The following is a 19,816-nucleotide window of genomic DNA, read 5'->3' as shown; positions in this document are numbered from 1 at the left end:
CGGCAGATAAGAGGGCTCTGAGATCGGGATACCTGACGCTGTAACTGCCCGATACAAAAATTGAAGACGGCTTCTGCGATTTTACTGGCAGGACTGGTGGCGTGGTAGGTTTCTATTCTTCGGCCTTTTTGGGCGGGGTTCTGAGCTGGGCCCGAAGGGCGTGTGTCAAATTACACCCTGTTCTGCAATTGAAGGTTGTACAGACATCGAGACGAGTGTAAGAATTTCAAGTAAATGATGGCAGGAGTCGTTTGTGAGGGACCACGATAAAGCTGCGGAGGACAAGAAAACGCTGATTCAAAAAAGTCCTAAGTATGCCTTGGCCGTATGGGCCAAGGAGAACGAGTTATCCCCGGAAATTATTCAAGAAAAAAGAGAGATTGCTCTGAGGTTGGCAATTGAAGGGATCGCTGATGGCTCGATAGATTCGCTTGATAGTGTCGAATCGCCGCTGTCGCGAAAAATTCAAGCTCATCATGGAGTTGATCTATTTGAGATGAATAGAAACTGGGTTGAAACAGCACAGGCCTGGAAGTGCCCATGCTGCGATCGAGGCAAATTTGAAATTTCGAGAATTGGTGGTAAGAGGCAGATTTTAGCGAAATTAGTCGAGCATCATGATCATATGGCTGATGCTCTGAAAGCTGCCTTTAATAAAGTGTTTGTTGTGAGTGGTACCGACAAGCCTACGAGTACCGGCTTAGCACTTATTGAACGAATGGCACCTGCGTTTTCAGCTTACCCTCCGGTTTTAATTTGCGAAGATTGTAATAACGCAGATGCTGCTGCAAAGAAGATTATATCGAATGCAGGGCGCAAGATCGAATGGCAGTCGTTCTCAATTGGACAAATTCGTCGTTTCATCATCATCAGGGAACACGCTCCACATAGTATTGATGTAGCCAAATTTTTAGAACTCTGGGGGCTCGTTCGCCCCGCTTACGTTGCGCGAATGAACCTCGTATACGAAGTGGCAAAGGCAGCGGTGCTACAAGACTATTGGTTCGAAAGATATCAAGGCGAAGCAATGGCGGTGCCTACCCTGTCCAATGGATTCCAGCGATACAACGGACTGGAGTTGGTTAGTGGTGAGGCGCTCGTTCGTGAAATGGCTAAAAGCACTGTTAAACACTTGTCAAACTACAGTCGGTGGCGCACGGAAGAGCAGCGTCCGGGAGACAAACCACCCCCAAATTTCTTAGTGATTATAGAGTCGCTGCCGGGATGTGCTCGAATGTGGGCAGAGCTTGCAGATAGTTGGAAATGCCCCGTATGTGAACGCTCTAAGTATGAAGTTGTAAGTTATAAAAAAGGAAAAATCAGCTTTCACACTCACTTGCCGACCCTGCATAGCCCAGCTTGGAAATCTCAAGGGCATATTTGCATGGGATGTTTCAATGTTGTGGCGGCTATGAAGCGAGAGCTGGAAAAAGGTCACGGTATAAAAGTAGGATTTACATTCGACAGCATTACACCTGATGAGCTACGCGTCATCATCCACGCGAGGCCCCACTCCCCGCATTTGGTGGACGCGGAAATGGCGAAGGCACTAATGAACAAGTGGCAGTTGCGTTAAGTGAGTAGCCCCTATTTTTGTAGATGCTGAACAACCGAATTTGGCCGGTTTCTGCCCGTCGCAGACCGAGGTCAGCAGGGGACGGCTGGTATTCCATTATGCCTTGAAACGTTGGATTGTCCGTTAGCTTTGAAGCCTGCGAACGGCTACGGTAATCGAGGTTAAGACCCTCACTTCACACGAACTAGTCGGCCGGGCGGGCCGCAGGGATGAAATGCGCTTTAATCGGACGTTAGCATGCCCGCTTCCATCGACTTGACCGAGATAACTTCCACAAATCTGAATTTTTTCTTGGCTAACTTTGTAGCTTCTTGCTCTGCAACTAGAGAACTGAGCGTATCGGCTTCATGTACGATCTCGTGCATCTTGCCTTCGAATTCATTCCCCACCCTCAGTGTGACTTTCAATCTGGGAGTAAAGGATTTTGAAAGTTTATTTTTCTTCACTACCTTTGTCTGCTCCGCGATCACGATTTCCGGTGCAGTATCTTGCTCATGGGTGTCGATTAGTGATGCAGGGGCCTCTGGCGCACCGAATAGCGCCCGACGCATTTCTTCTTCCGTCAGATCTGTAGTCATACCATTTCTCGAGAGGGGGTCGTGTATAGCGTTTTCGATTCTATCACTTCGGACAGAGTCGGAAATAAGAAGGCTTGACGTGGTATCTGACTTGCCATCGCCACTAAATCCGAACGTGCGTGAGTTTCTACCCTGAGCGCTTGTTCGAATGCAGCCTTATTGATACTCATGCTTGTGTTGTCGCCGCTTCACATTTACGCTTTGCTCCGTCGCGGTCAATCCCGCGACCGGGTGTCGCAACCTGAATCGAAACCAAGGCGCGGTATGTGCCATATCGCACAGTCAGCACTCCAAGTGCTAGCTGCTGCTTTTCTATGGCGCACCGTGCAGGGCAGGCTTCGGCCTGGCCGGGTTCCTTGGTTTCCGGTTTGCGACCCCTGTACGGTGTGCCACCCATTCGTGTCGCAACGGTGGATGGCATTCCTTAATCAAACCAAGGAGATAAGGAAAATGGCATGTCCCCCTTTTTAAGCTCGTGCGCCACCCCGGCCAAATGGTTCAGGCTGCAAACTATCTCGGAGGATTCCGTGATGTTTGATCTTTCGCTTCTCATCGGCCTCCCGAAACCCAACAGCATCGATACTTCAGTGCTTACCCCTGAAGATGCAGCGATTAAACTGCGGCAGGCTGCCACTCTCCGGCTTAACGGAGCCCAGAGTATTCTGCTTCATTTTCCGCAAGACGTTGAGCTGGCAGTAGAGCTGCTGGATGACGCCGCGGTGTCGTACGACAGGGCGTTCCGGAATCTGACTGGCATCCCAGCTCAAAGCGTCCATCAACAGATCCATGAATATGTCTCTGTCCCGTCAGTTGAAGGGGCTCACGCGATCCAAACTCCGTGGGGCGATGAGTTCGCTCCGGTAAGCAAGGAGGGCGTTCGTTGCGCAGAGACTTGGCTTGAGGGCTCATCATTACCGTTATGGTGGGCGCTGTCTCAGAACCGAAAACGTCATCGTCCAGGTGATCCACAAGAGGCATTTGAAGCAGGTTTTTTGCTGCGGTTGCAGCAGACGCTGATCATGCGACGTGAGGCCGTCACTTCCCAATCATCCCGCTTTGATGCCTGAGTCTGTAATTGACGTTTGAGATTTGCTTTTCCCGCCAAACCCTCCGATCAAGCGATCTTTGATCGCGCCGATCGGAGGGTTCACTCGCTTTTTCTTGAAGCCGCCGCGTTCCACCCTCTCGTTCAAATTTGATTAACGCCACGTTTGCTTTCACTCGTCAGTAATTCCCCGCGATCTTCCTCGGGCGCAGCGCCATTCAGTGTGTGTGCGAATCTTTTCGTTGGGCATGGATTAGGGTGGCGACAGCGGCGACGCCGGCGACAACCTACGTAGAACGTGGCCTGGAGCATGGCGACAAAAGTGGCGACAGTCGCCATTTTTTTCATGCCTTGGTCGTGACGCTTGACCGCCTTTTCGAGTGGGTATAAAAATTGGTGCACGGATCGCTGTCGTTGACAGCACCTGCCCAGGTAGTCAGAACCTTTAAGGCTACGCCACCCGCGTGGTGGTTCTTCCCCAAGTGCGATTAGCGTCCGGCGGCTCGCACGGTCACTCCCCAAGAGTGATGGATGCCTACTCGACCAATCTGCCCACTGCGGCAGATGATGGACCTACCTGGCTGCATTGCAGCAACCTCACCTCTTGGCACACTTCGCTGCGCCAGACCTCGCCCGTCTCTTTCTCCAGGAAAGAGACGGGCGCTCGTACCACTGCTGCAAGCCACGTCGCAAAAGGCATTGCCGCATCTCTCCTCGTGACAATCGGCCTGACAAATCCGATTCGTCGCCATCCGCAACGACACAGGCGCCGGTGCCGCAGCCTATGGAAAGACTGCACCTGACTGACAGTCAGGCATGCCCCAGGTGTCGATGTTGTTGCCTTCTCCCGCTCAGGATCTCCAGGTGTCGAACTCGTCAGTCGGCACAGCCTCCACCCGCCCGCATCTTCGGATGCGTCTAAGGAGGTCAGATTCATGGGGTCATGCCCTTGCTCCCGGTCGTAAGGAGCCGTTCGTTCCACGTCAGTGAACACCTCACAGGCTGCAGGGGCCTTGATCCCTGATAACACTCAACATCCGTGGCGGGACTACGTGAGGGCAACCAGCAATGAACGAGGAGAGGGCCCATGCAGCAGTTAGATCCGAAGCTTGAACTACCGCAACCACCTCGACCGCTGATTGAGTCGAATCCCGTGGCCCAGCCTTATCCGGTGCAGGCACTGGGTGGGATTCTTGGGCCTGCGGTAGAGCGAATGGCCGAGGTCATCGGCGTGCCCCAGGCACTGGCCGCGCAATCAGTGTTGGCTGCCTCGGCGCTGGCCACTCAAGGTCATGCGGGCTTACAGCTCGACGGGAGAAATTATCCCCTGTCGCTGTACCTGATCACGGTGGCCGCGTCAGGTGATCGCAAGACCGCCGCAGACCGATGTGCATTGCTGCCGGCACGGCAATGGGAGCGTGAACAGTGGCAGCGCTATCGCGAACAACTTGCCCGGTACCGTGCCGCACAGGGACAGGCGCAGCGTATCAAGCCTGACGATCCTGAGCCCGCAAACGGAATGTCGCTCGAAGCGGAGCCCTCAGCCCCTAGACTGATCACCACCGACCCGACTATCGAGGCCCTGATCAAGGGGCTCTGTCATGACCTGCCTAGCATGGGTCTGTTCTGTGATGAGGGTGGACAATTCCTCGGCAGCAGCACCATGAGTCGGGATAACCGTTTGAAAGCGGTCACGACCTTGTCGTCACTCTGGCATGGCAGCCCGATAGATCGCGCGCGTTCCATGGTTGGTGAAAGCTTGCGAGCCTATGACCGACGCTTGAGCCTGCACCTGATGCTGCAACCGTATTTGGCCATGCAGTTACTCAGTGACCCGTTGCTGCAGGGGCAAGTCATTCTAGGACGCTGCTTGATGACCTGGCCCACCAGTCTAGCCGGGCAACGTAGCTACCAGGCTGTCGACTTGTCCAAAGACGCTGCCCTCAAGCGCTATCATCATCGCCTTTCGGCTCTGTTTTATCAGCCTTGGTCACTTTCCGCTGACGGAGCCTTGCAACTGTCAAAGCTGAGCCTCAGTCCGCTGGCGCGTCGTCGCTGGATTGATTTGCATGATGCTATCGAAGCTCAACTGGGTGAGTTTGGCGAGCTGGCCAGCGTGCGGCCCAGCGGTTCGAAGGCCGCCGACAACCTTTTGCGCGTCGCCGGCATTTTGGCCGTTGTGGAGGAGAGCAGTGTCGTGGAGGTCGACCATATCCAGCGGGCATCGGCCTTAGTTGGCTACTACCTCACCGAGATCCAGCGCCTGACCGAGCAGGAGCCGGTGTGCAGGGTAAAAGAAGAGGCGGACCGGCTGTTGCGCTGGCTGCAGGTCAAGGATTGGAAGCGCTTCAGTATTCGAGATCTGAATCGCAACGGTCCCCGCTTTGCCCGCAAGAGCAGTCGTCATGCCGCAAAGCTGCTGGTCGAGTTGATTGATCATCAGTGGTTGATCTCCGACGGCCACACCTTCGAGGTGCGCCATGTTCAATCTTGATGAAGCGCTGCGCAACCATCTGGCTCAACGCCAAAAGGAGCCGAAAGTGCGATTTGTCGCCGGTACTGTCGCCACTTTGTCGCCACGCTCAAAGGCAGGCAAGGCAAGGGTTGTCGCCGGTGTCGCCGGTGTCGCCACCCTCCATAGAACTATCACCTCGACGACCTCCATTATCCAATGGTTGGAAGAGCAGGGCGCGCATCTTTACGTCACCGACAACACGCTGTGTTTTCGCCCGACTGATTGGGCTCAGTTCGCGATTGTAAGTGCGCACTGGCGAGCCCTTTTGCATGATCTCGCAGCAGCCGATCAGGAACAGAAAAATGGCTCGGGTCGGTAAGCGAGCAGGGCGCAATTTCGGCTTCGGTCGCCAGCTCAGCTATGCCGGACCGCAAGCACTGAAAGACCTGTTTGGCGACGGCCATTTTGCTACCGCCAAAGCCCATAGTGATCGCTGGCAGGCCTTCGTGCGTTGGTGTTTATCCGAGGAAGGGCCGAGGCTCAATGATGCGCGACAGATCGACGGCGAAGTCCTAATGCGGTACGCCTTCCACGTGCGGGAGCAGGTTGATCAGGGCAACGTCGGCATCGCTACCGCGCAGAACCGACTGTCCAGCGTGAACCGAACGATGGCTGCGCTGCGCGGTGATCAATACGTCAAAATCCCGAGTCCAAGTAAGGCGCTTGGCTTGCAGCGCTCAAGCGTGCGTAGTGAGGCGCCACAAGGCCAAGACCGTGTGCAGGTCAGGCTGATTGCGCAAGCGCTGTCAGAGCGACAGCAACTGAGAGCGAGTGCCATCGTGCTCCTCGCTCGGGAGACCGGCATGCGTCTGCGTGAAGCGATCTTGGCGGACTTGCCCCGGCTGCAACGTGAGGCTCGGCAACTGGGCAAGATCAATATTCAGGACGGCACCAAAGGCGGTCGATCAGGAGCATCGGCACCGCGTTGGATTGCGGTCACGGATCAAGTTCGTGGCGCCCTCGACAGGGCCAGCGAGGCCTCACCCAAGGGCAGTCGGAATTTATTAACACCTGATGAAAGCTACAAAGATTTCTTACAGACAATCGTACGACCGGCGCGGGACATCATGCATGAGCATGGATTGAAAGGCTTTCATGAATTGCGGGCGGCTTACGCCTGTGAGCGCTATGAACAACTGACCGGCTTCTCCGCGCCCATCAATGGCGGTCGTGGTCAACGAGAGGATCGAGCACTCGATCAGCGTGCACGTCAGCAGATCAGCCACGAGTTGGGCATAACCGCATCGACGTGGTGAGTGCCTACATCGGAGGTCGTCGATGAAGTCCGAGTTCGATATGGCGTTGTTTCTGAGCCCCGTGCTCAAAGGTGCGCATGCCACGCGGCAGCGGCATATCAGGCAGGCAGAAAGGATGCACGAGGCGATTCGTGAGCGCTGGAGTTGTGCGACCCCTTGGTCCTGGAAGGAAAAGCACACCAGATGGTTTTTAGAGCAATACCTGCGTTGCTCAGCACCAGCGACCATCTATTACTATGAGTTAACAGCAGGGCTGATCCGCCGCAGAAAGGCGCAACTCGTGGTTGTCTGATAGATCTTTAAGCGTGAGCCCCTAAGTATGGGAATGCGGAGCCTTCCCATACTTAGGGGCTTGGCCGAAGAAGCGCAGGAATGCGGCTGATTTAGCAACAGTCGCCACTTCAGTCGCCCTGCTGCACGGCACGAATTGTCGCCTGCTCAGCGTATCGGCACGACGTTACGGTCCCTGGTTTGATTGATGGCGGATGCCGACAGACTGCCGGTAGCTGCCTTCTGGATATGTTCACTCCACCAGGCCATCATCGGACGCCGGCGTTCGATGTAATCCGCCCGGTTGTAGGCGCTTCGAACTTCGTCTTTATCGACATGCGCCAGCGCGACTTCGATTAGCTCCGGATCCCATCCATGCTCATTCAGAATTGTGCTGGCCATGGAGCGCATGCCGTGGCTGACTAAGCGGTCCTGAAAGCCCATTCGTTTCAATGCCATGTTGGCTGTCTGGCTATTCGCGTGGGTGCGCGGATTTCTATCTGACGGGAACACATATTCCCTGTGGCCGCTATGGGGCTTAAGCGTCTCCAATAACGAGAGTGCATGTTCGGTCAGCGGGATTGTGTGCGGACGACGCTTTTTCATTCGCTCCGGAGGGATGGTCCAGATGCGTTTTTCGAAGTCGATGTCTTCCCATCGGGTAGTCGCCGCTTCGGCAGGGCGGGTCATAGTGTGTAGCTGCCATTCGATCAGGCAGCGGGTCGTCCGCTTGATGCTGGCGTTCGCGATTTCCATCATGAGCTCCGGAAGCTCATCTGGTGGTAGCGCTGCCATGTTCTCTTTCTTAGGTTTCTTGAACACCGCTCGAATGCCGCTGAGAGGGTTGGCAAAGATCATTCCGGAATTGACCCCGTAGGTCATGATCTCGTTAAGGCGCTGGCTCACTCGCTTAACTGTCTCGAGGCTGCCTTTGGCCTCAATCGGACGAAGGAGCTTGATGACCATTGGGGCGCTGACTTCGGAGAGAGGCGTTGATTTCATGCTCGGAAAAACATGCAGTGTGAGGGAGCGCCAAATGTCTTCGGCATACGCCGGCGTGACGGAATCCTTCTTCAGCTCGAACCAGGCGGTGGCCACGTTCTCGAAGGTGTATTCCGTTTCCGCTCGTTTGGCCTCCTGTAGCTCATTACGCTGAGCTTTTGGGTCGATGCCCTGTGCAAGCAGCTCTCTGGCCTCAACGGTTTTCTTCCTCGCTTGCGCAAGAGAAACCTCGGGATAAGAGCCGAGTGCCATGTGATTCGATTTTTGGTGACGGGATGCCGGTAGTTGAAATTCCACTGCATCGAGCGATTGACCCTGACTCGCAGTTGGAACCCGTCGCCATCTGTGAGGACGTAATCCTTGTCTTTCGGTTTGACCGCCTTGCTGGCGGTCGGAGAGGCGGATGGTTTGAGTGCACATGAGAAGTACTCCATGACACCTTTGGTATTCCCAAGATTAGCGCCGGGGTAGCCGGGAATACCATTGGGAATACCAAACTGCCTGGAACTCACAACGCCTGGAAAGCCTCCCGTCGCCCTGAAACCCCGTATTTACTGGATTTCAGGCACAAAAAAAGACGTCCATGGACGTCTTTTTTCGTTGAATTGGTGGAGCCGGGGGGATTTGAACCCCCGTCCGCCAGTACTCCGCTGTCGGTACTACATGCGTAGCCGTTTCTATTAAGTTAACCCTCAGCGACCCGAAGGGCAGGGTGCTTTGGGCGAGTTGTGTAAGTTTTAGCCGCTTCGTCCACAACGTACTGCACGGCGATTCTGTTCTATATGACAATCACTTTGGGTTTACAGACATCCCCTGGTGATTGCTGGACCCGAAGGTACCAGAAGCTCAGGGCTAAGGCTGCTTACGCAGCGAGAGCGAATTCCTGGCCGTAGTTTTCGTCATTGGCAACTATAAGAAGTTGCAACAGTGGATTTACGAGTTCTGTTACCAACTCGGCATGCACCTAAAGTTTCGCGACCGGCGTCGAATCCTAAACGGCCCCGTGCTTGTAACTCGTTGTTTCTAGTGAGTGACAAGCTTGTGTAGTGTACGCCAAACCTTCACGAAAGGCCAACCCGAAGGTCGGCCCTATCGCTTACTGACCGCCTTTGTCGCTGTTCTGCAGGTCTTGCAGGGCCTTGGAGGTGATTTCGATGCACTTCTTGTGATCGCCGGCGGCGCTGGCTGCTTTCGCCTGGGAGACGGCGGTGTCTATTTCGCCGCTTTTGCCACTGGTGTCGGTGGCGAGTAGCGCTTTACCGTTGTTGATTTTGTCCAGGTTGATCTGGCAGAGATCTTTATCACCGGCCGCAAAAGCAGGGGACGCCAGCATCGCAGCGGTAATGAACAAGCCAGCAAGAGCGGAACGCTTCATAGGGTATCTCCTTGCACGATTGGGCTTGACGCTGCCGGCGTTGGGTGCCTGCCAGCGACATCACTGATGAGCCTCGTTTGTCGAGGCCTATGCAGATGACTACGCCGGCGCGCAGGGGTTCGGTTTTTTTGCAGGCTAGTGGGCGCGGGCCTGGGTCACGCGGTCTACGAGGTATACCAAACCGTGATAATCGATGCCGCCGTGCTGGCTCAGGCCGATCTCGCAGGTGCGGCTGGTGGAGATGCCTTCGCTGCACTGTTGCACCGCCTCCTTGAGGGTGCGCAGTGCGTGGGCGTTGAGTTCTGGCGTGGTAAAGCCTTTGTCGCCGGCAAAACCGCAGCAGTGGATGCCTTCGGGGATGACGACGGTTTTGGCGCAGCGCCGGGCGAGGTCAATCAGCGCTTGGCTTTCACCCAGGTGTTGGGTGCTGCAGGTCACATGGACGGCAATCGGCGCCTCTTGCGGCGTGAAGTCGAGGCGGTCCATCAGGTGGGTGCGGATAAAGCGTACCGGGTCGTAGAGGTCCAGGCGTGTCTCGCCCAGGTCTTGCATCAGGCGCAGGGTGCACGGGCTGGTGTCGCAATAGATCGGGTCGAGGCCGCCACGGCTGGCGTGGAGCAGGGCGCCGAGCAGTTCCTGGCGCTTGTGCTCTGCCTGTTCGGCATAGCCTTTGGAGGCGAAGGGTTGGCCGCAGCACAGGTTGTCTTGATGGTCGGGAAAGACTACCTGGTAACCGGCTTTTTCCAGCAGGCCACGGGTTTTGTCGTACAGCGACATTTGCTCTTTATCCCCCGCCGACGGGCCCATGGCGCGTGAGACACAGGCCGCCAGGTAGACTACTCGTGGTCGCTCGTCGGTGACGGCCGGGCTGAAGCGAATGGCTTTTTCCGGTTGCGGCATGGCGTTGGTCCATTGTGGGACCTGGCCCTTGGACAGCCGGGTGACGGTGGCCGATAACTTCGCCAGGCGCGGCGCTCCCAGCAGCATGCGCGCGCCGTTGGCGACATGCAGGGTGAAGCGCGCACCTTGCAGCGCAGTGGCGAAATGGGTGGCGAGCCATTCGGCGGTTTTCGTACGGTCGGCGTCGCGGCTGCGCAGCTTTTTCACCAGGTCGCCGGTATTGATGCCGACAGGGCAGCGTTGGGCGCACAGCCCGGTGGCGGCGCAGGTGTCGATGCCTTGGTAGTGGTAGGCGGTTTCCAATTCGGTAGTGTCGACGCCGGCGCGTTGTTTGGCCTGGATATCGCGCCAGATCACAATGCGTTGGCGCGGGCTCAAGGTCAGGCCTTTGGACGGGCACACTGGCTCGCAGAAGCCGCATTCGATGCACTTATCCACAAGCTCGTCGGCGGCGGGCAGGGGCTTGAGGTGCTTGAGATGAATCTGCGGGTCATCGCTGAGCACCACATCCGGGTTGAGGATGCCGTTGGGGTCGAGCAGGCGCTTGAGCTGCCACATCAGCTGATAGGCATCGCTGCCCCATTCCAGCTCGACAAACGGCGCCATGTTGCGGCCAGTGCCGTGTTCGGCTTTCAGCGAGCCGCCGAATTCAACCGCCACCAGCTGTGCAACGTCGTCCATGAACGCCTGATAGCGTGCGATTTCTTCCGCGCTGTTGAAGCCTTGAGTGAAGACGAAATGCAGATTGCCTTCCAGCGCGTGTCCGAAAAGGATGGCCTCGTCGTAGTGATGCTTGTCGAACAGTTCGATCAAACGGTTAACGCCAATCGCCAGTTGTTCAACCGGGAAGGTGACGTCTTCGATGATGACGGTCGTGCCGGTTTTGCGCACGGCGCCCACGGCGGGAAAAGTGTCTTTGCGGATTGCCCAGAGCCGGGCGTTTTCCAGCGGGTCCTCGGTGAAGTCGACCTGTTTCTCCACCGGAAACGCTGCCAGGGAGGCCATGATCAGCGCCATGTGTTCATGCAGTAATGAAGGGGAGGCGGCGCGGGATTCGATCAACAGTGCGCAGGCATTTTCCGACAGGTGCTGTACGAACGCCGGCATACCCGGTTTGTCCTGTACCGAGCGCAGACTGCGCCGGTCCAGCAGCTCAACCGCCGAGACCGGTTGGGTTTTCAGCACAGTTACCGCGTTGCAGCAGGTCTCGACATCCGGGAACACGATCAGCGCCGAGGCTTTGTTCGGGTGATCGATCACCGTGTCGTAGGTCACCGCGCTGATAAACCCCAGCGTGCCCTCGGAGCCCACCAGCAGATGGCTGAGGATGTCCAACGGGTCATCGAAATCCACCAGGGCATTGAGCGACAGGCCAGTGGTATTTTTCAGACGGTATTTGTGGCGGATCTTTGCGGCCAGATCGGCATTTGCCCGCGTTTCGCGGCCCAGTGTTGCCAGGCGTTCGAGCAGCGCGCCGTGGGTCTGACGGAAGGCTTGGACGCTGGCGGGGTCTTCGGTGTCCAGGCGGCTGCCGTCGGCCAGCACCAGACGCATACCGGCCAGGGTGTGGTAGGTATTTTGTGCCGTACCGCAGCACATGCCACTGGCGTTGTTAGCGACGATGCCGCCAATTTTGCAGGCATTGATCGACGCCGGGTCCGGCCCGATCTTGCGCCCGAATGGCGCAAGCCAGGCGTTGGCCTGGGCGCCGATGACGCCCGGTTGCAGGCGGATCTGCGTGCCATGCCCGCGTATTTCGCGGCAATCCCACTGCTCCCCCAGCACGATCAGCACCGAGTCGCTGATGGCCTGGCCGGACAAGCTGGTGCCCGCCGCGCGGAAGGTCACGGGGACGCGGTCGCGCTGGGCCAGTTGCAGCAGCGTGACGACTTCGTCTTCCGATTCAACGCGAATCACCAGCTGTGGGATCAATCGGTAAAAGCTGGCATCGGTGCCGAAGGCGAGGGTGGAAAGTGGATCGTCGAATCGCCGATCCTTCGGAATCAGCTGTGCGACGTCGCTCAGGAATGCTGCAGGCAGGCTCATCGGTCCTCCAGAAATAGCGGACGCCGGAACCGTTGCCCGGCGTCGGTTTTTACCCTGTTGCGTGCAGGTCTCAGTGCACCAGCATACCGGTGAACCAATATGCCTGCGCCAGGGTGATCAACCCGACGAGGGTGGCAAAAAACAGGCTGTGCTTGAGGGTGAAGCGGAACAGGTCGGATTCCTTGCCCACCAGGCCGGTCGCCGCACAGGCCACGGCGATGGATTGCGGCGAGATCATTTTGCCGGTCACGCCACCACTGGTATTGGCCGCTACCAGCAAGGTGTCGTTAACGCCGATCTGGTGCGCGGTGGTCGCTTGCAACGAGCTGAACAGTGCGTTGGACGAGGTGTCCGAGCCTGTCAGGAAAACCCCAAGCCAGCCGAGGAAAGGTGAGAAGAAGGGGAAGGCAGCGCCGGTGCCGGCCAGGACCAAGGCCATGGTGGAGGACATGCCCGAGTAGTTGGTGACAAAGGCGAAGGCCAGCACCATGCCGATGGATAGGATTGGCCAGCGCAGCTCGTAGAAAGTTTCTTTTAAAGTGGTAAGACCAGTTTTGAAGTCTATTTTCAGGACTGCCATTGAGATCAGCGCAGAAAAGAAAATCGCGGTACCGGTTGCTGAGATCGGGTCCAGCTTGAATACGGCCGGGATGGCGGTGGGGTTCGTTACAATCGGTGCGACCTTGATCACCAGTTGGTCCAGGTGCGGGATCGCAACGTTGAAGACCCAGCTGTACATCGAGCCACCTGCGGCGAACATCGCTTTGAAGGGTTTGAGTGTCCAGATGGTGACCAGCACGGTGAGGATCAGGAACGGCGACCATGCCTTGAAAATCTGCCCCAGGCTGTACGGCGACACAACGGTGTTGCGCGGCAAGCCGAAGCCGCCAGCGCTGGCAGTAACCGCTGTGCTCGAGGTAGCGCCGGCAATCTGCGCGCCGGCGCTGCGCTTGGGCTGCCAGACTTTCAGGAATAGGGTCAGGGCGATCAGGCTGGCCAGTGCCGAGGTGATGTCGGGCAGTTCCGGGCCGATGAAGTTGGATGTGAAATATTGGGTGACGGCGAAGCTCAGGCCCGCCACCAGGGCTGCGGGCCAGGTTTCGCGAACGCCGCGCAGGCCGTCCATCATGAACACCAGCCAGAAGGGCACGAACAACGACAGCAGCGGCAGTTGGCGGCCGGTCATGGCACCGATCTTAAAGGCGTCGATGCCGGTGACTTGGCCTGCAACGATGATCGGGATGCCTAGCGCGCCAAAGGCGACTGGGGCGGTGTTGGCAATCAGGCACAGGCCGGCGGCGTAGAGCGGGTTGAAACCCAGGCCGACCAGCAGCGCGGCGGTGATTGCCACGGGCGCACCGAAACCGGCCGCACCTTCGAGGAACGCGCCGAAGCAGAAGCCGATCAGCAGTACCTGCAAACGTTGATCGTCGGTAATCGACAGGACCGAGCTACGGATCACTTCGAACTGACCGCTCTTGACCGTCAACTTGTAGAGAAATACTGCGGCTACGATGATCCACGCAATCGGCCACAAACCATAGGCAAAGCCGTAGCAGGCAGCGGCCAGGGCCATATCTACCGGCATCTGGAAGGCAAAGATGGCGACCAGGATCGACAGCGCGAGGGTGATGCTGCCAGCCACGTGCCCCTTGAGACGGAACACGGCCAGGGCCAGGAAGAAAAATACGATGGGAATAACGGCGGCCAGTGCGGATACACCGAGACTGCCGAGAGGGCTGTAGAGCTGTTGCCAGGTTTGCATATGGGGTGGCCCCTGATTGTTGTTGTTTGTATGGCTTGGATAATTGGTAATACCAATTTACAACCGCTGTGGGCTAGATTAAGAGGCTTGTTGGGGGTGTGTCAATTTGCCGCCCGCGAAACTTTGGTCGTACAGCCGGGCGTGGTTGTTCTGATGGGGTGAATCGAAGGCGTTCTGATAGGTGCCGCGAGCGCGGCGATAGGCCAGAATAGAAGCCCCGGCGAGTGGTCGGGATGGTGGAGAGTGGGTTATGGGGTTTGATCAGGTGCGTCAGCGCCGTTTGTCTGACGATATCGTCGAGCAGCTCGAGGGCATGATCCTTGAGGGCACGTTGAAGTCGGGCGAGCGCTTGCCGGCCGAACGTGCTTTGGCTGAGCAATTTGGCGTGTCACGGCCATCGCTGCGAGAAGCGATCCAGAAGCTGGCGGCCAAAGGGTTGCTGGTCAGCCGTCAGGGCGGTGGCAACTATGTCGTGGAATCCCTTGGGTCGACCTTCAGCGATCCTCTGTTGAATCTGTTGGAAAACAATCCTGAAGCTCAACGGGACCTGTTGGAGTTTCGCCAAACACTGGAAGCTTCTTGCGCGTATTACGCGGCATTACGAGCAACGGAAGTTGACCGTGAGCGGCTGACGGCGGCTTTCGAAGCGTTGCAGGATTGTTATGCCCGGGCCGATGAGGTGAGTCGAGTGGAGGAGGGCGCCGCGGATGCGCGGTTTCATCTGGCCATTGCCGAGGCCAGTCATAACGCCGTATTGCTGCATACCATTCGCGGGCTGTTCGATTTGCTCAAGCGTAACGTGGTGACCAACATTGGCGGCATGTATCAGCAGCGCACCGAGACCCGCGACATGCTGATCAGTCAGCATCGCGACCTGTATTTGGCAATTATCGAAGGGCGGGCCGAGCAGGCGCGCGAAATTTCAACACGTCACCTGCTGTATGTGCAGGAAGTGCTGGAGGAGGTGCGTCAGGAGGTTCAGCGCGTGGCCCGGGCGGAGCGACGTAAAGGCATGTAGCCTCGGGCGAGTTGCCCGAGGCTACAGGGTCACAAGGTTATTCTTCCTTGCCCTTGTTGCGCACCGCGCGATGCAATTCGCGATTGGAGTCGCGCTCGCGTTCGGTATCGCGTTTGTCGTATTCCTTCTTGCCCTTGCCCAGCGCAATCTCGCACTTGACCAGGTGCTTGCTCCAGTACCAGGACAAGCAGATGCAGGCGTAGCCTTTCTGTTGCACTGCCGCAGCGAGTTTTTCCAGCTCGCGGGCGTTGAGCAGCAGCTTGCGCGTGCGCACCGGGTCGGCAATCACGTGGGTGCTCGCGGTGGTCAGCGGGGTTATATGACTGCCAAGCAGCCATGCCTCGCCATCCTTGAGCAGCACATAGCTGTCGACCAGCTGCAGCTTGCTGGCACGCAGACTCTTTACTTCCCAGCCGGCCAGGACCAGACCAGCCTCGAACCGATGTTCGATGAAGTAATCGTGTCGCGCTTTTTTATTTTGCGCGATGGTCCCTGTGGGGTGTTTCTTTTGTTTAGCCATAGGGGCGGCATTATAGGGAGTTGCGAGCGAGTCGGCTACGGTCAACCTGCGTGCTTGAGCGTGTTCGATGAATCCCGGACAATGCCGGCAGTTCTTTGGTTTTTTTCTCTCGCGGATCTGGCTGTTCTTTCGCGATGTTTGCCCGCTCAGCTGTGGAAATAACGCTCACATGACGACGCATATTCAACGTTCGGCCCTGCTGCCCTATCCCGCGCAGGCGCTCTATGACCTGGTCAACGACGTGGCGCGTTACCCGGAATTCCTGCCGTGGTGCTCGACTGCCGAGGTTTTGGAGGGCGGTGATGAGTACATGGTGGCCAGCGTCGGCGTAGCCAAGGGTGGGCTTAGTCAGCATTTTGTTACGCGCAATGTGCTGGTACCTGGAAAATCCATCGAGATGAATCTGCAGGAGGGGCCGTTCACTCAGTTGCATGGGGTATGGGTATTCAAGGCGCTGACGGACAAGGCCTGCAAGATCAGCCTGGATCTGTCGTTCGATTACGCCGGGCCTATTGTCCGGGCGACGTTGGGACCTTTATTCAACCAAGCGGCGAATACGCTGGTGGATGCATTCTGCCAGCGAGCCAAGCAGCTGCATGATTGACATTGAAGTGGTGCATGCCGCCATTGAGCGCCAAGTGTTACTGGCGGTGGCGGTGCCGGAGGGCACAAGCCTGAGGGCGGCGGTGCACGTGTCGAGGATTGCTGAGCAATTCCCGCAGTTGGAACTGGCTGAATGCCCGTTGGGAATCTTCGGTAAGGTGGTTGCCGACGCTGATACGCGTGTGGTGCAGCCAGGTGATCGAATTGAGATCTACCGGCCGTTGCTGGCAGATCCCAAGGAAGTGCGCAGGCAGCGTGCGGCCAAAGCGGCGAAGGCCAGGCAGCAAAGCTCATAAATCAGCAAGCAACAAAAAGCCCGGCATGCCGGGCTTTTTGTTGAGTGTCGCCTTGTTACTGCGGGCTGGTGTCCAGAGGCTGTGGCGTCGGGACTGGCACGGTTTCCACGCCATCGACGTCTTTCTGGATCTGGTCCAGCAAGGAGCCTGGCTTGGCCGGCACCTCGGATTTCGGCTTCTCGGCTTCCTGTGCAGGGGCGGTCACGCTGGTACCGCTGTCCTTGCCCATCAGCGCTTCATCGCGGCTTACGCCGGGCATGAAGTCACCGGACAGGCTGACAAGCTGGTCATTGCCATTGAAGATGACACTGACACGCTCCTGCTGGCGCTCACCGCCGCCAGGCTGGAGGCTGTAGAGATAATCCCAGCGATCGGCATGGAAAGTGTCGGTCAGCAGGGGATTGCCCATGATAAACCGTACTTGCCGTCGGGTCATTCCCGGGCGTAACTGGTCTATCATGTCCTGCGTGACGACATTGCCCTGCTGGATGTCGATTTTGTAAACCCCGGGGAATGAACAACCGGCGAGTGCGAGCAGTCCCACAAAGGTGAAACTGGTTAGCAAGAGCTTGGTGTTTTGCATCGGTGGGCGACTTCCACTATCTTGGCTGGGACAACGTAAACGCCGATCATACCCGTATTAAGAGAAGCTGCGAAGCAGCATCCGCGAGAAAGCTAACCATGGTTGAAAATAGCGAACTACGCAAAGCCGGTCTCAAAGTGACTCTGCCCCGAGTCAAGATTCTACAAATGCTCGATTCTGCTGAGCAGCGCCACATGAGTGCCGAGGACGTTTACAAGGCGCTGATGGAGTCTAATGAAGACGTCGGCCTGGCCACGGTCTACCGTGTCCTGACCCAGTTTGAAGCCGCAGGGCTGGTGGTTCGTCATAATTTCGACGGCGGTCATGCAGTGTTTGAATTGGCCGACGGCGGGCATCACGACCATATGGTTGACCTGGATACCAATGAGGTTATCGAGTTCACCAGCCCTGAGATCGAAGCGCTGCAGCATAAGATCGCTGAGGAGCATGGCTTCGATTTGGTCGACCATAATCTGGTGCTGTACATCCGTAAGAAAAAGTAAAAATCGACGCAGATCTGCTCTGCTAAACGATTGAAGGCGACCCCAGGGTCGCCTTCGTGCTTTATATAAGAAGCAAAATGCTCGCCTCAAGCCTTCGCGGCGACGACCATTTTCTTCGCATGAGCCAGAGACTCCTTGGTCAAATCAATACCGCCAAGCATCCGCGCCACTTCTTCCACGCGCTCCGACTTGTTCAGTTTGGACACGGCCGTGCGCGTCGCGTCGCTGCCTCGCACCTTATGCACGAACAAATGCTGATGTCCTTGGGCTGCCACTTGCGGTAAGTGGGTCACCGTAAGCACCTGGCCTCGATCCCCCAGGCGTCGCAACAACTGGCCAACAATCTCCGCAGTCGGCCCGCCAATGCCTACGTCCACTTCATCGAACACCAGTGTCGGTACGCGCGAGGTTTGCGCGGTGATGACCTGGATGGCCAGGCTGATCCGCGAAAGCTCGCCGCCGGAGGCGACCTTTGCCAGGGCTTTGAGCGGTTGCCCCGGGTTGGCGCTGACCAGCAACTCCACCTGTTCCAGGCCATGGGGTTGCAGCTCATGGCTGGTGTTGGCGTTCAACTGGATGGTGAAACGGCCACCGGGCATGCCCAGGCGCTGGATTTCCTGTTCCACGGCACCGGCCAGGCGGGTGGCGGCCTGCTGGCGAAGGTCGCTCAGCTCGCGAGCCTTTTCCTGGTAATGGCGAGCGAAGGAGGCGAGTTCTTCGCCGAGGCGTTCAATGGACTCGTCGTTCGCGTTCAGGGTTTCGATTTCATCCAGCAGTTTTTGCTGCATCGCCGCCACTTCGGTTGGCTGGATTCGATGCTTGCGCGCCAGGGTGTAGATGGTGTCCAGGCGCTCTTCTATTTCCTGTAGGCGCGCCGGGTCGGCATCGAAATGATCCAGAAAGCGATTCAGCTCGCCGACCGCTTCCTCCACCTGGATCTGCGCACTGGTCAGCAACGTGGTGGCTTCACTCAGTGAGCCGGATGCGTTATTCACGCTGGACAGCCGATTGAGGCTCGCCGTCAGTGCGTTAAGCACATTGCCGGAATCGCTTTCGCTGCATTGCTCGACTACCTGGCGACAGATGCCCAATAGCGTTTCAGCGTTGGTCAGGTTCTTGTGTTCCTGTTCAAGCTGCTCCAGTTCGGTCTCGCCCAGGCCCAGGCTTTCCAGCTCTTCGAGTTGATAGCTGAGCAGTTGGTGACGAGCGCGTTGCTCGTCGCCGGAATTGGAAAGGCGTTCCAGTTCCTGGCGCGTCTGCCGCCAGCGTTGAGCGGCCAGGTGAACCTGGCGGGCAAGTTCGGTGGCGCCGGCGTACTCATCGAGCAAGCGGCGATGGGTGTCGGTTTTAAGCAGGGATTGGTGTTCATGCTGGCTGTGAATATCGATCAGCAATTCGCCCAAGGCCTTGAGGTCGCCAAGGGGGCAGGGCGTGCCATTGATATAGCCGCGTGAGCGTCCTTCGGCGGTGATCACCCGGCGCAGAATGCACGGTCCTTCATTATTGAGGTCGCGCTCGGCCAGCCAGGCCTCGGCTTCGGGAATGTCCGCCAGGTCGAAGGTGGCCAGGATATCGGCCTTGTCGGCACCGGGGCGCACCACGCCGCTATCGGCGCGGTCGCCGAGTGTCAGGCCCAGGGCGTCGAGCATGATCGACTTGCCGGCGCCGGTCTCGCCTGTGATTACGCTCATGCCGCGATCCAGTTCGAGATCCAGATGTTCAACGATGGCGTAGTTATGTACGGACAGGTGCACGAGCATGAAGGTCGCTCCCAGGCTTTAGGTCTGGTTATTTATACAGTGTTTTGTTCTGGGCTGACAATCCTGGCGCTTAGCTCGATTTGCTTGATCGATGTGTTTTTTTAGCGCGATTAGGAATGTAGAGGCAGGAAATGATCCAAGTCATGCGAAAGACTTTTGGTAACGCCTGCGCCCTTGAACCTGAAAATTGTGGCCCCATATACCG

The 19,816-nt window shown here is 57.3% G+C and carries 16 protein-coding genes, 1 other RNA gene and 2 pseudogenes; 10 read left to right on the top strand and 9 right to left on the bottom strand.

Annotation, left to right across the window (positions count from 1 at the left end):
• The first annotated feature begins 253 nt into the window (after positions 1–253).
• Positions 254–1,576, top strand: a complete 1,323-nt coding sequence (locus C4J90_RS22585; RefSeq protein WP_124420848.1) for a hypothetical protein — start codon at positions 254–256, stop codon at positions 1,574–1,576.
• Positions 1,577–1,797: 221 nt separating this feature from the next.
• Here C4J90_RS22585 and C4J90_RS22580 read toward each other — a convergent pair whose 3' ends face one another.
• Positions 1,798–2,154 carry a hypothetical protein gene (locus tag C4J90_RS22580; RefSeq protein ID WP_124420847.1) on the bottom strand — a complete coding sequence of 119 codons (357 nt, stop codon included), beginning with the start codon at positions 2,152–2,154 and terminating at the stop codon, positions 1,798–1,800.
• Positions 2,155–2,609: 455 nt separating this feature from the next.
• On the opposite strand from C4J90_RS22580, the gene C4J90_RS22575 reads away from it, so the two are divergent.
• The 5 genes and pseudogenes from C4J90_RS22575 (at position 2,610) to C4J90_RS22555 (ending at position 7,262) form a co-directional block, all read left to right on the top strand.
• Complete coding sequence (locus tag C4J90_RS22575; protein WP_256658887.1) at positions 2,610–3,221, top strand: LasR-specific antiactivator QslA; 612 nt, start codon at positions 2,610–2,612, stop codon at positions 3,219–3,221.
• Between the two features lie 1,065 nt (positions 3,222–4,286).
• Complete coding sequence (locus tag C4J90_RS22570) at positions 4,287–5,693, top strand: YfjI family protein (RefSeq protein WP_124420846.1); 1,407 nt, start codon at positions 4,287–4,289, stop codon at positions 5,691–5,693.
• Positions 5,680–6,033, top strand: a complete 354-nt coding sequence (locus C4J90_RS22565) for a hypothetical protein (RefSeq protein ID WP_103392131.1) — start codon at positions 5,680–5,682, stop codon at positions 6,031–6,033. The genes C4J90_RS22570 and C4J90_RS22565 overlap by 14 nt, the downstream gene beginning before the upstream one ends.
• Positions 6,017–6,996: pseudogene (locus tag C4J90_RS22560) on the top strand (integrase domain-containing protein). Before C4J90_RS22565 ends, C4J90_RS22560 begins: the two are co-directional and overlap by 17 nt.
• Positions 6,993–7,262: a hypothetical protein gene (locus C4J90_RS22555; RefSeq protein ID WP_124420845.1), complete on the top strand. Its 270-nt coding sequence runs from the start codon at positions 6,993–6,995 to the stop codon at positions 7,260–7,262. Before C4J90_RS22560 ends, C4J90_RS22555 begins: the two are co-directional and overlap by 4 nt.
• Positions 7,263–7,408: 146 nt before the next feature.
• Here the strand turns inward: C4J90_RS22555 and C4J90_RS22550 are convergent.
• The 5 genes and pseudogenes from C4J90_RS22550 to C4J90_RS22530 all read right to left on the bottom strand — a co-directional run bounded on the left by C4J90_RS22550 (position 7,409) and on the right by C4J90_RS22530 (position 14,328).
• Positions 7,409–8,662 (bottom strand): annotated as a pseudogene (locus C4J90_RS22550) (integrase domain-containing protein).
• Positions 8,663–8,848: 186 nt separating this feature from the next.
• Positions 8,849–9,245: a transfer-messenger RNA gene (ssrA, locus tag C4J90_RS22545) on the bottom strand.
• A 93-nt stretch (positions 9,246–9,338) separates the two neighbouring features.
• Positions 9,339–9,617, bottom strand: a complete 279-nt coding sequence (locus tag C4J90_RS22540; protein ID WP_124408197.1) for a hypothetical protein — start codon at positions 9,615–9,617, stop codon at positions 9,339–9,341.
• Between the two features lie 135 nt (positions 9,618–9,752).
• Positions 9,753–12,563, bottom strand: coding sequence for an FAD-binding and (Fe-S)-binding domain-containing protein (locus C4J90_RS22535; RefSeq protein ID WP_124420844.1), 2,811 nt, complete (start codon positions 12,561–12,563; stop codon positions 9,753–9,755).
• 70 nt (positions 12,564–12,633) lie between these two features.
• Positions 12,634–14,328: a lactate permease LctP family transporter gene (locus tag C4J90_RS22530; protein ID WP_124420843.1), complete on the bottom strand. Its 1,695-nt coding sequence runs from the start codon at positions 14,326–14,328 to the stop codon at positions 12,634–12,636.
• A gap of 250 nt (positions 14,329–14,578) precedes the next feature.
• On the opposite strand from C4J90_RS22530, the gene C4J90_RS22525 reads away from it, so the two are divergent.
• Positions 14,579–15,346 carry a GntR family transcriptional regulator gene (locus C4J90_RS22525; protein WP_124364453.1) on the top strand — a complete coding sequence of 256 codons (768 nt, stop codon included), beginning with the start codon at positions 14,579–14,581 and terminating at the stop codon, positions 15,344–15,346.
• 37 nt (positions 15,347–15,383) lie between these two features.
• Here C4J90_RS22525 and smpB read toward each other — a convergent pair whose 3' ends face one another.
• A complete protein-coding gene (gene smpB, locus C4J90_RS22520; protein WP_003176160.1) occupies positions 15,384–15,866 on the bottom strand; it encodes an SsrA-binding protein SmpB in 483 nt (160 codons plus the stop codon).
• Positions 15,867–16,035: 169 nt separating this feature from the next.
• Here smpB and C4J90_RS22515 point away from each other — a divergent pair, with 169 nt between their 5' ends.
• Both C4J90_RS22515 and C4J90_RS22510 read left to right on the top strand, forming a co-directional pair.
• Positions 16,036–16,470 (top strand): type II toxin-antitoxin system RatA family toxin, encoded by a 435-nt coding sequence (locus C4J90_RS22515; protein ID WP_124364452.1) that lies wholly within the window; start codon positions 16,036–16,038, stop codon positions 16,468–16,470.
• Positions 16,463–16,765 (top strand): RnfH family protein, encoded by a 303-nt coding sequence (locus tag C4J90_RS22510; RefSeq protein ID WP_124364451.1) that lies wholly within the window; start codon positions 16,463–16,465, stop codon positions 16,763–16,765. The genes C4J90_RS22515 and C4J90_RS22510 overlap by 8 nt, the downstream gene beginning before the upstream one ends.
• A gap of 55 nt (positions 16,766–16,820) precedes the next feature.
• Here C4J90_RS22510 and C4J90_RS22505 read toward each other — a convergent pair whose 3' ends face one another.
• Positions 16,821–17,348 (bottom strand): outer membrane protein assembly factor BamE, encoded by a 528-nt coding sequence (locus C4J90_RS22505; RefSeq protein ID WP_124364450.1) that lies wholly within the window; start codon positions 17,346–17,348, stop codon positions 16,821–16,823.
• A gap of 98 nt (positions 17,349–17,446) precedes the next feature.
• On the opposite strand from C4J90_RS22505, the gene fur reads away from it, so the two are divergent.
• Positions 17,447–17,851, top strand: a complete 405-nt coding sequence (fur, locus tag C4J90_RS22500; RefSeq protein ID WP_003194220.1) for a ferric iron uptake transcriptional regulator — start codon at positions 17,447–17,449, stop codon at positions 17,849–17,851.
• A gap of 86 nt (positions 17,852–17,937) precedes the next feature.
• Here fur and recN read toward each other — a convergent pair whose 3' ends face one another.
• Positions 17,938–19,611, bottom strand: a complete 1,674-nt coding sequence (gene recN / locus C4J90_RS22495) for a DNA repair protein RecN (RefSeq protein ID WP_124420842.1) — start codon at positions 19,609–19,611, stop codon at positions 17,938–17,940.
• Positions 19,612–19,816 lie beyond the last annotated feature (205 nt).

The sequence above is a fragment of the Pseudomonas sp. R2-60-08W genome (assembly GCF_003852335.1).
Lineage (GTDB): Bacteria > Pseudomonadota > Gammaproteobacteria > Pseudomonadales > Pseudomonadaceae > Aquipseudomonas.
Note: the sequence above shows the minus strand (reverse complement) of the source record. Positions and strands in the feature narration are given on the sequence as shown.

Coding starts and splice junctions, on each gene's coding strand:
- smpB (WP_003176160.1), bottom strand. CDS start 15,866: ATGGCTAAACAAAAGAAACACCCCACAGGGACCATCGCGCAAAATAAA.
- fur (WP_003194220.1), top strand. CDS start 17,447: ATGGTTGAAAATAGCGAACTACGCAAAGCCGGTCTCAAAGTGACTCTG.
- C4J90_RS22580 (WP_124420847.1), bottom strand. CDS start 2,154: ATGACTACAGATCTGACGGAAGAAGAAATGCGTCGGGCGCTATTCGGT.
- C4J90_RS22525 (WP_124364453.1), top strand. CDS start 14,579: ATGGGGTTTGATCAGGTGCGTCAGCGCCGTTTGTCTGACGATATCGTC.
- C4J90_RS22535 (WP_124420844.1), bottom strand. CDS start 12,563: ATGAGCCTGCCTGCAGCATTCCTGAGCGACGTCGCACAGCTGATTCCG.
- C4J90_RS22555 (WP_124420845.1), top strand. CDS start 6,993: ATGAAGTCCGAGTTCGATATGGCGTTGTTTCTGAGCCCCGTGCTCAAA.
- C4J90_RS22530 (WP_124420843.1), bottom strand. CDS start 14,328: ATGCAAACCTGGCAACAGCTCTACAGCCCTCTCGGCAGTCTCGGTGTA.
- C4J90_RS22565 (WP_103392131.1), top strand. CDS start 5,680: ATGTTCAATCTTGATGAAGCGCTGCGCAACCATCTGGCTCAACGCCAA.
- recN (WP_124420842.1), bottom strand. CDS start 19,611: ATGCTCGTGCACCTGTCCGTACATAACTACGCCATCGTTGAACATCTG.
- C4J90_RS22540 (WP_124408197.1), bottom strand. CDS start 9,617: ATGAAGCGTTCCGCTCTTGCTGGCTTGTTCATTACCGCTGCGATGCTG.
- C4J90_RS22505 (WP_124364450.1), bottom strand. CDS start 17,348: ATGCAAAACACCAAGCTCTTGCTAACCAGTTTCACCTTTGTGGGACTG.
- C4J90_RS22510 (WP_124364451.1), top strand. CDS start 16,463: ATGATTGACATTGAAGTGGTGCATGCCGCCATTGAGCGCCAAGTGTTA.
- C4J90_RS22575 (WP_256658887.1), top strand. CDS start 2,610: ATGTCCCCCTTTTTAAGCTCGTGCGCCACCCCGGCCAAATGGTTCAGG.
- C4J90_RS22570 (WP_124420846.1), top strand. CDS start 4,287: ATGCAGCAGTTAGATCCGAAGCTTGAACTACCGCAACCACCTCGACCG.
- C4J90_RS22515 (WP_124364452.1), top strand. CDS start 16,036: ATGACGACGCATATTCAACGTTCGGCCCTGCTGCCCTATCCCGCGCAG.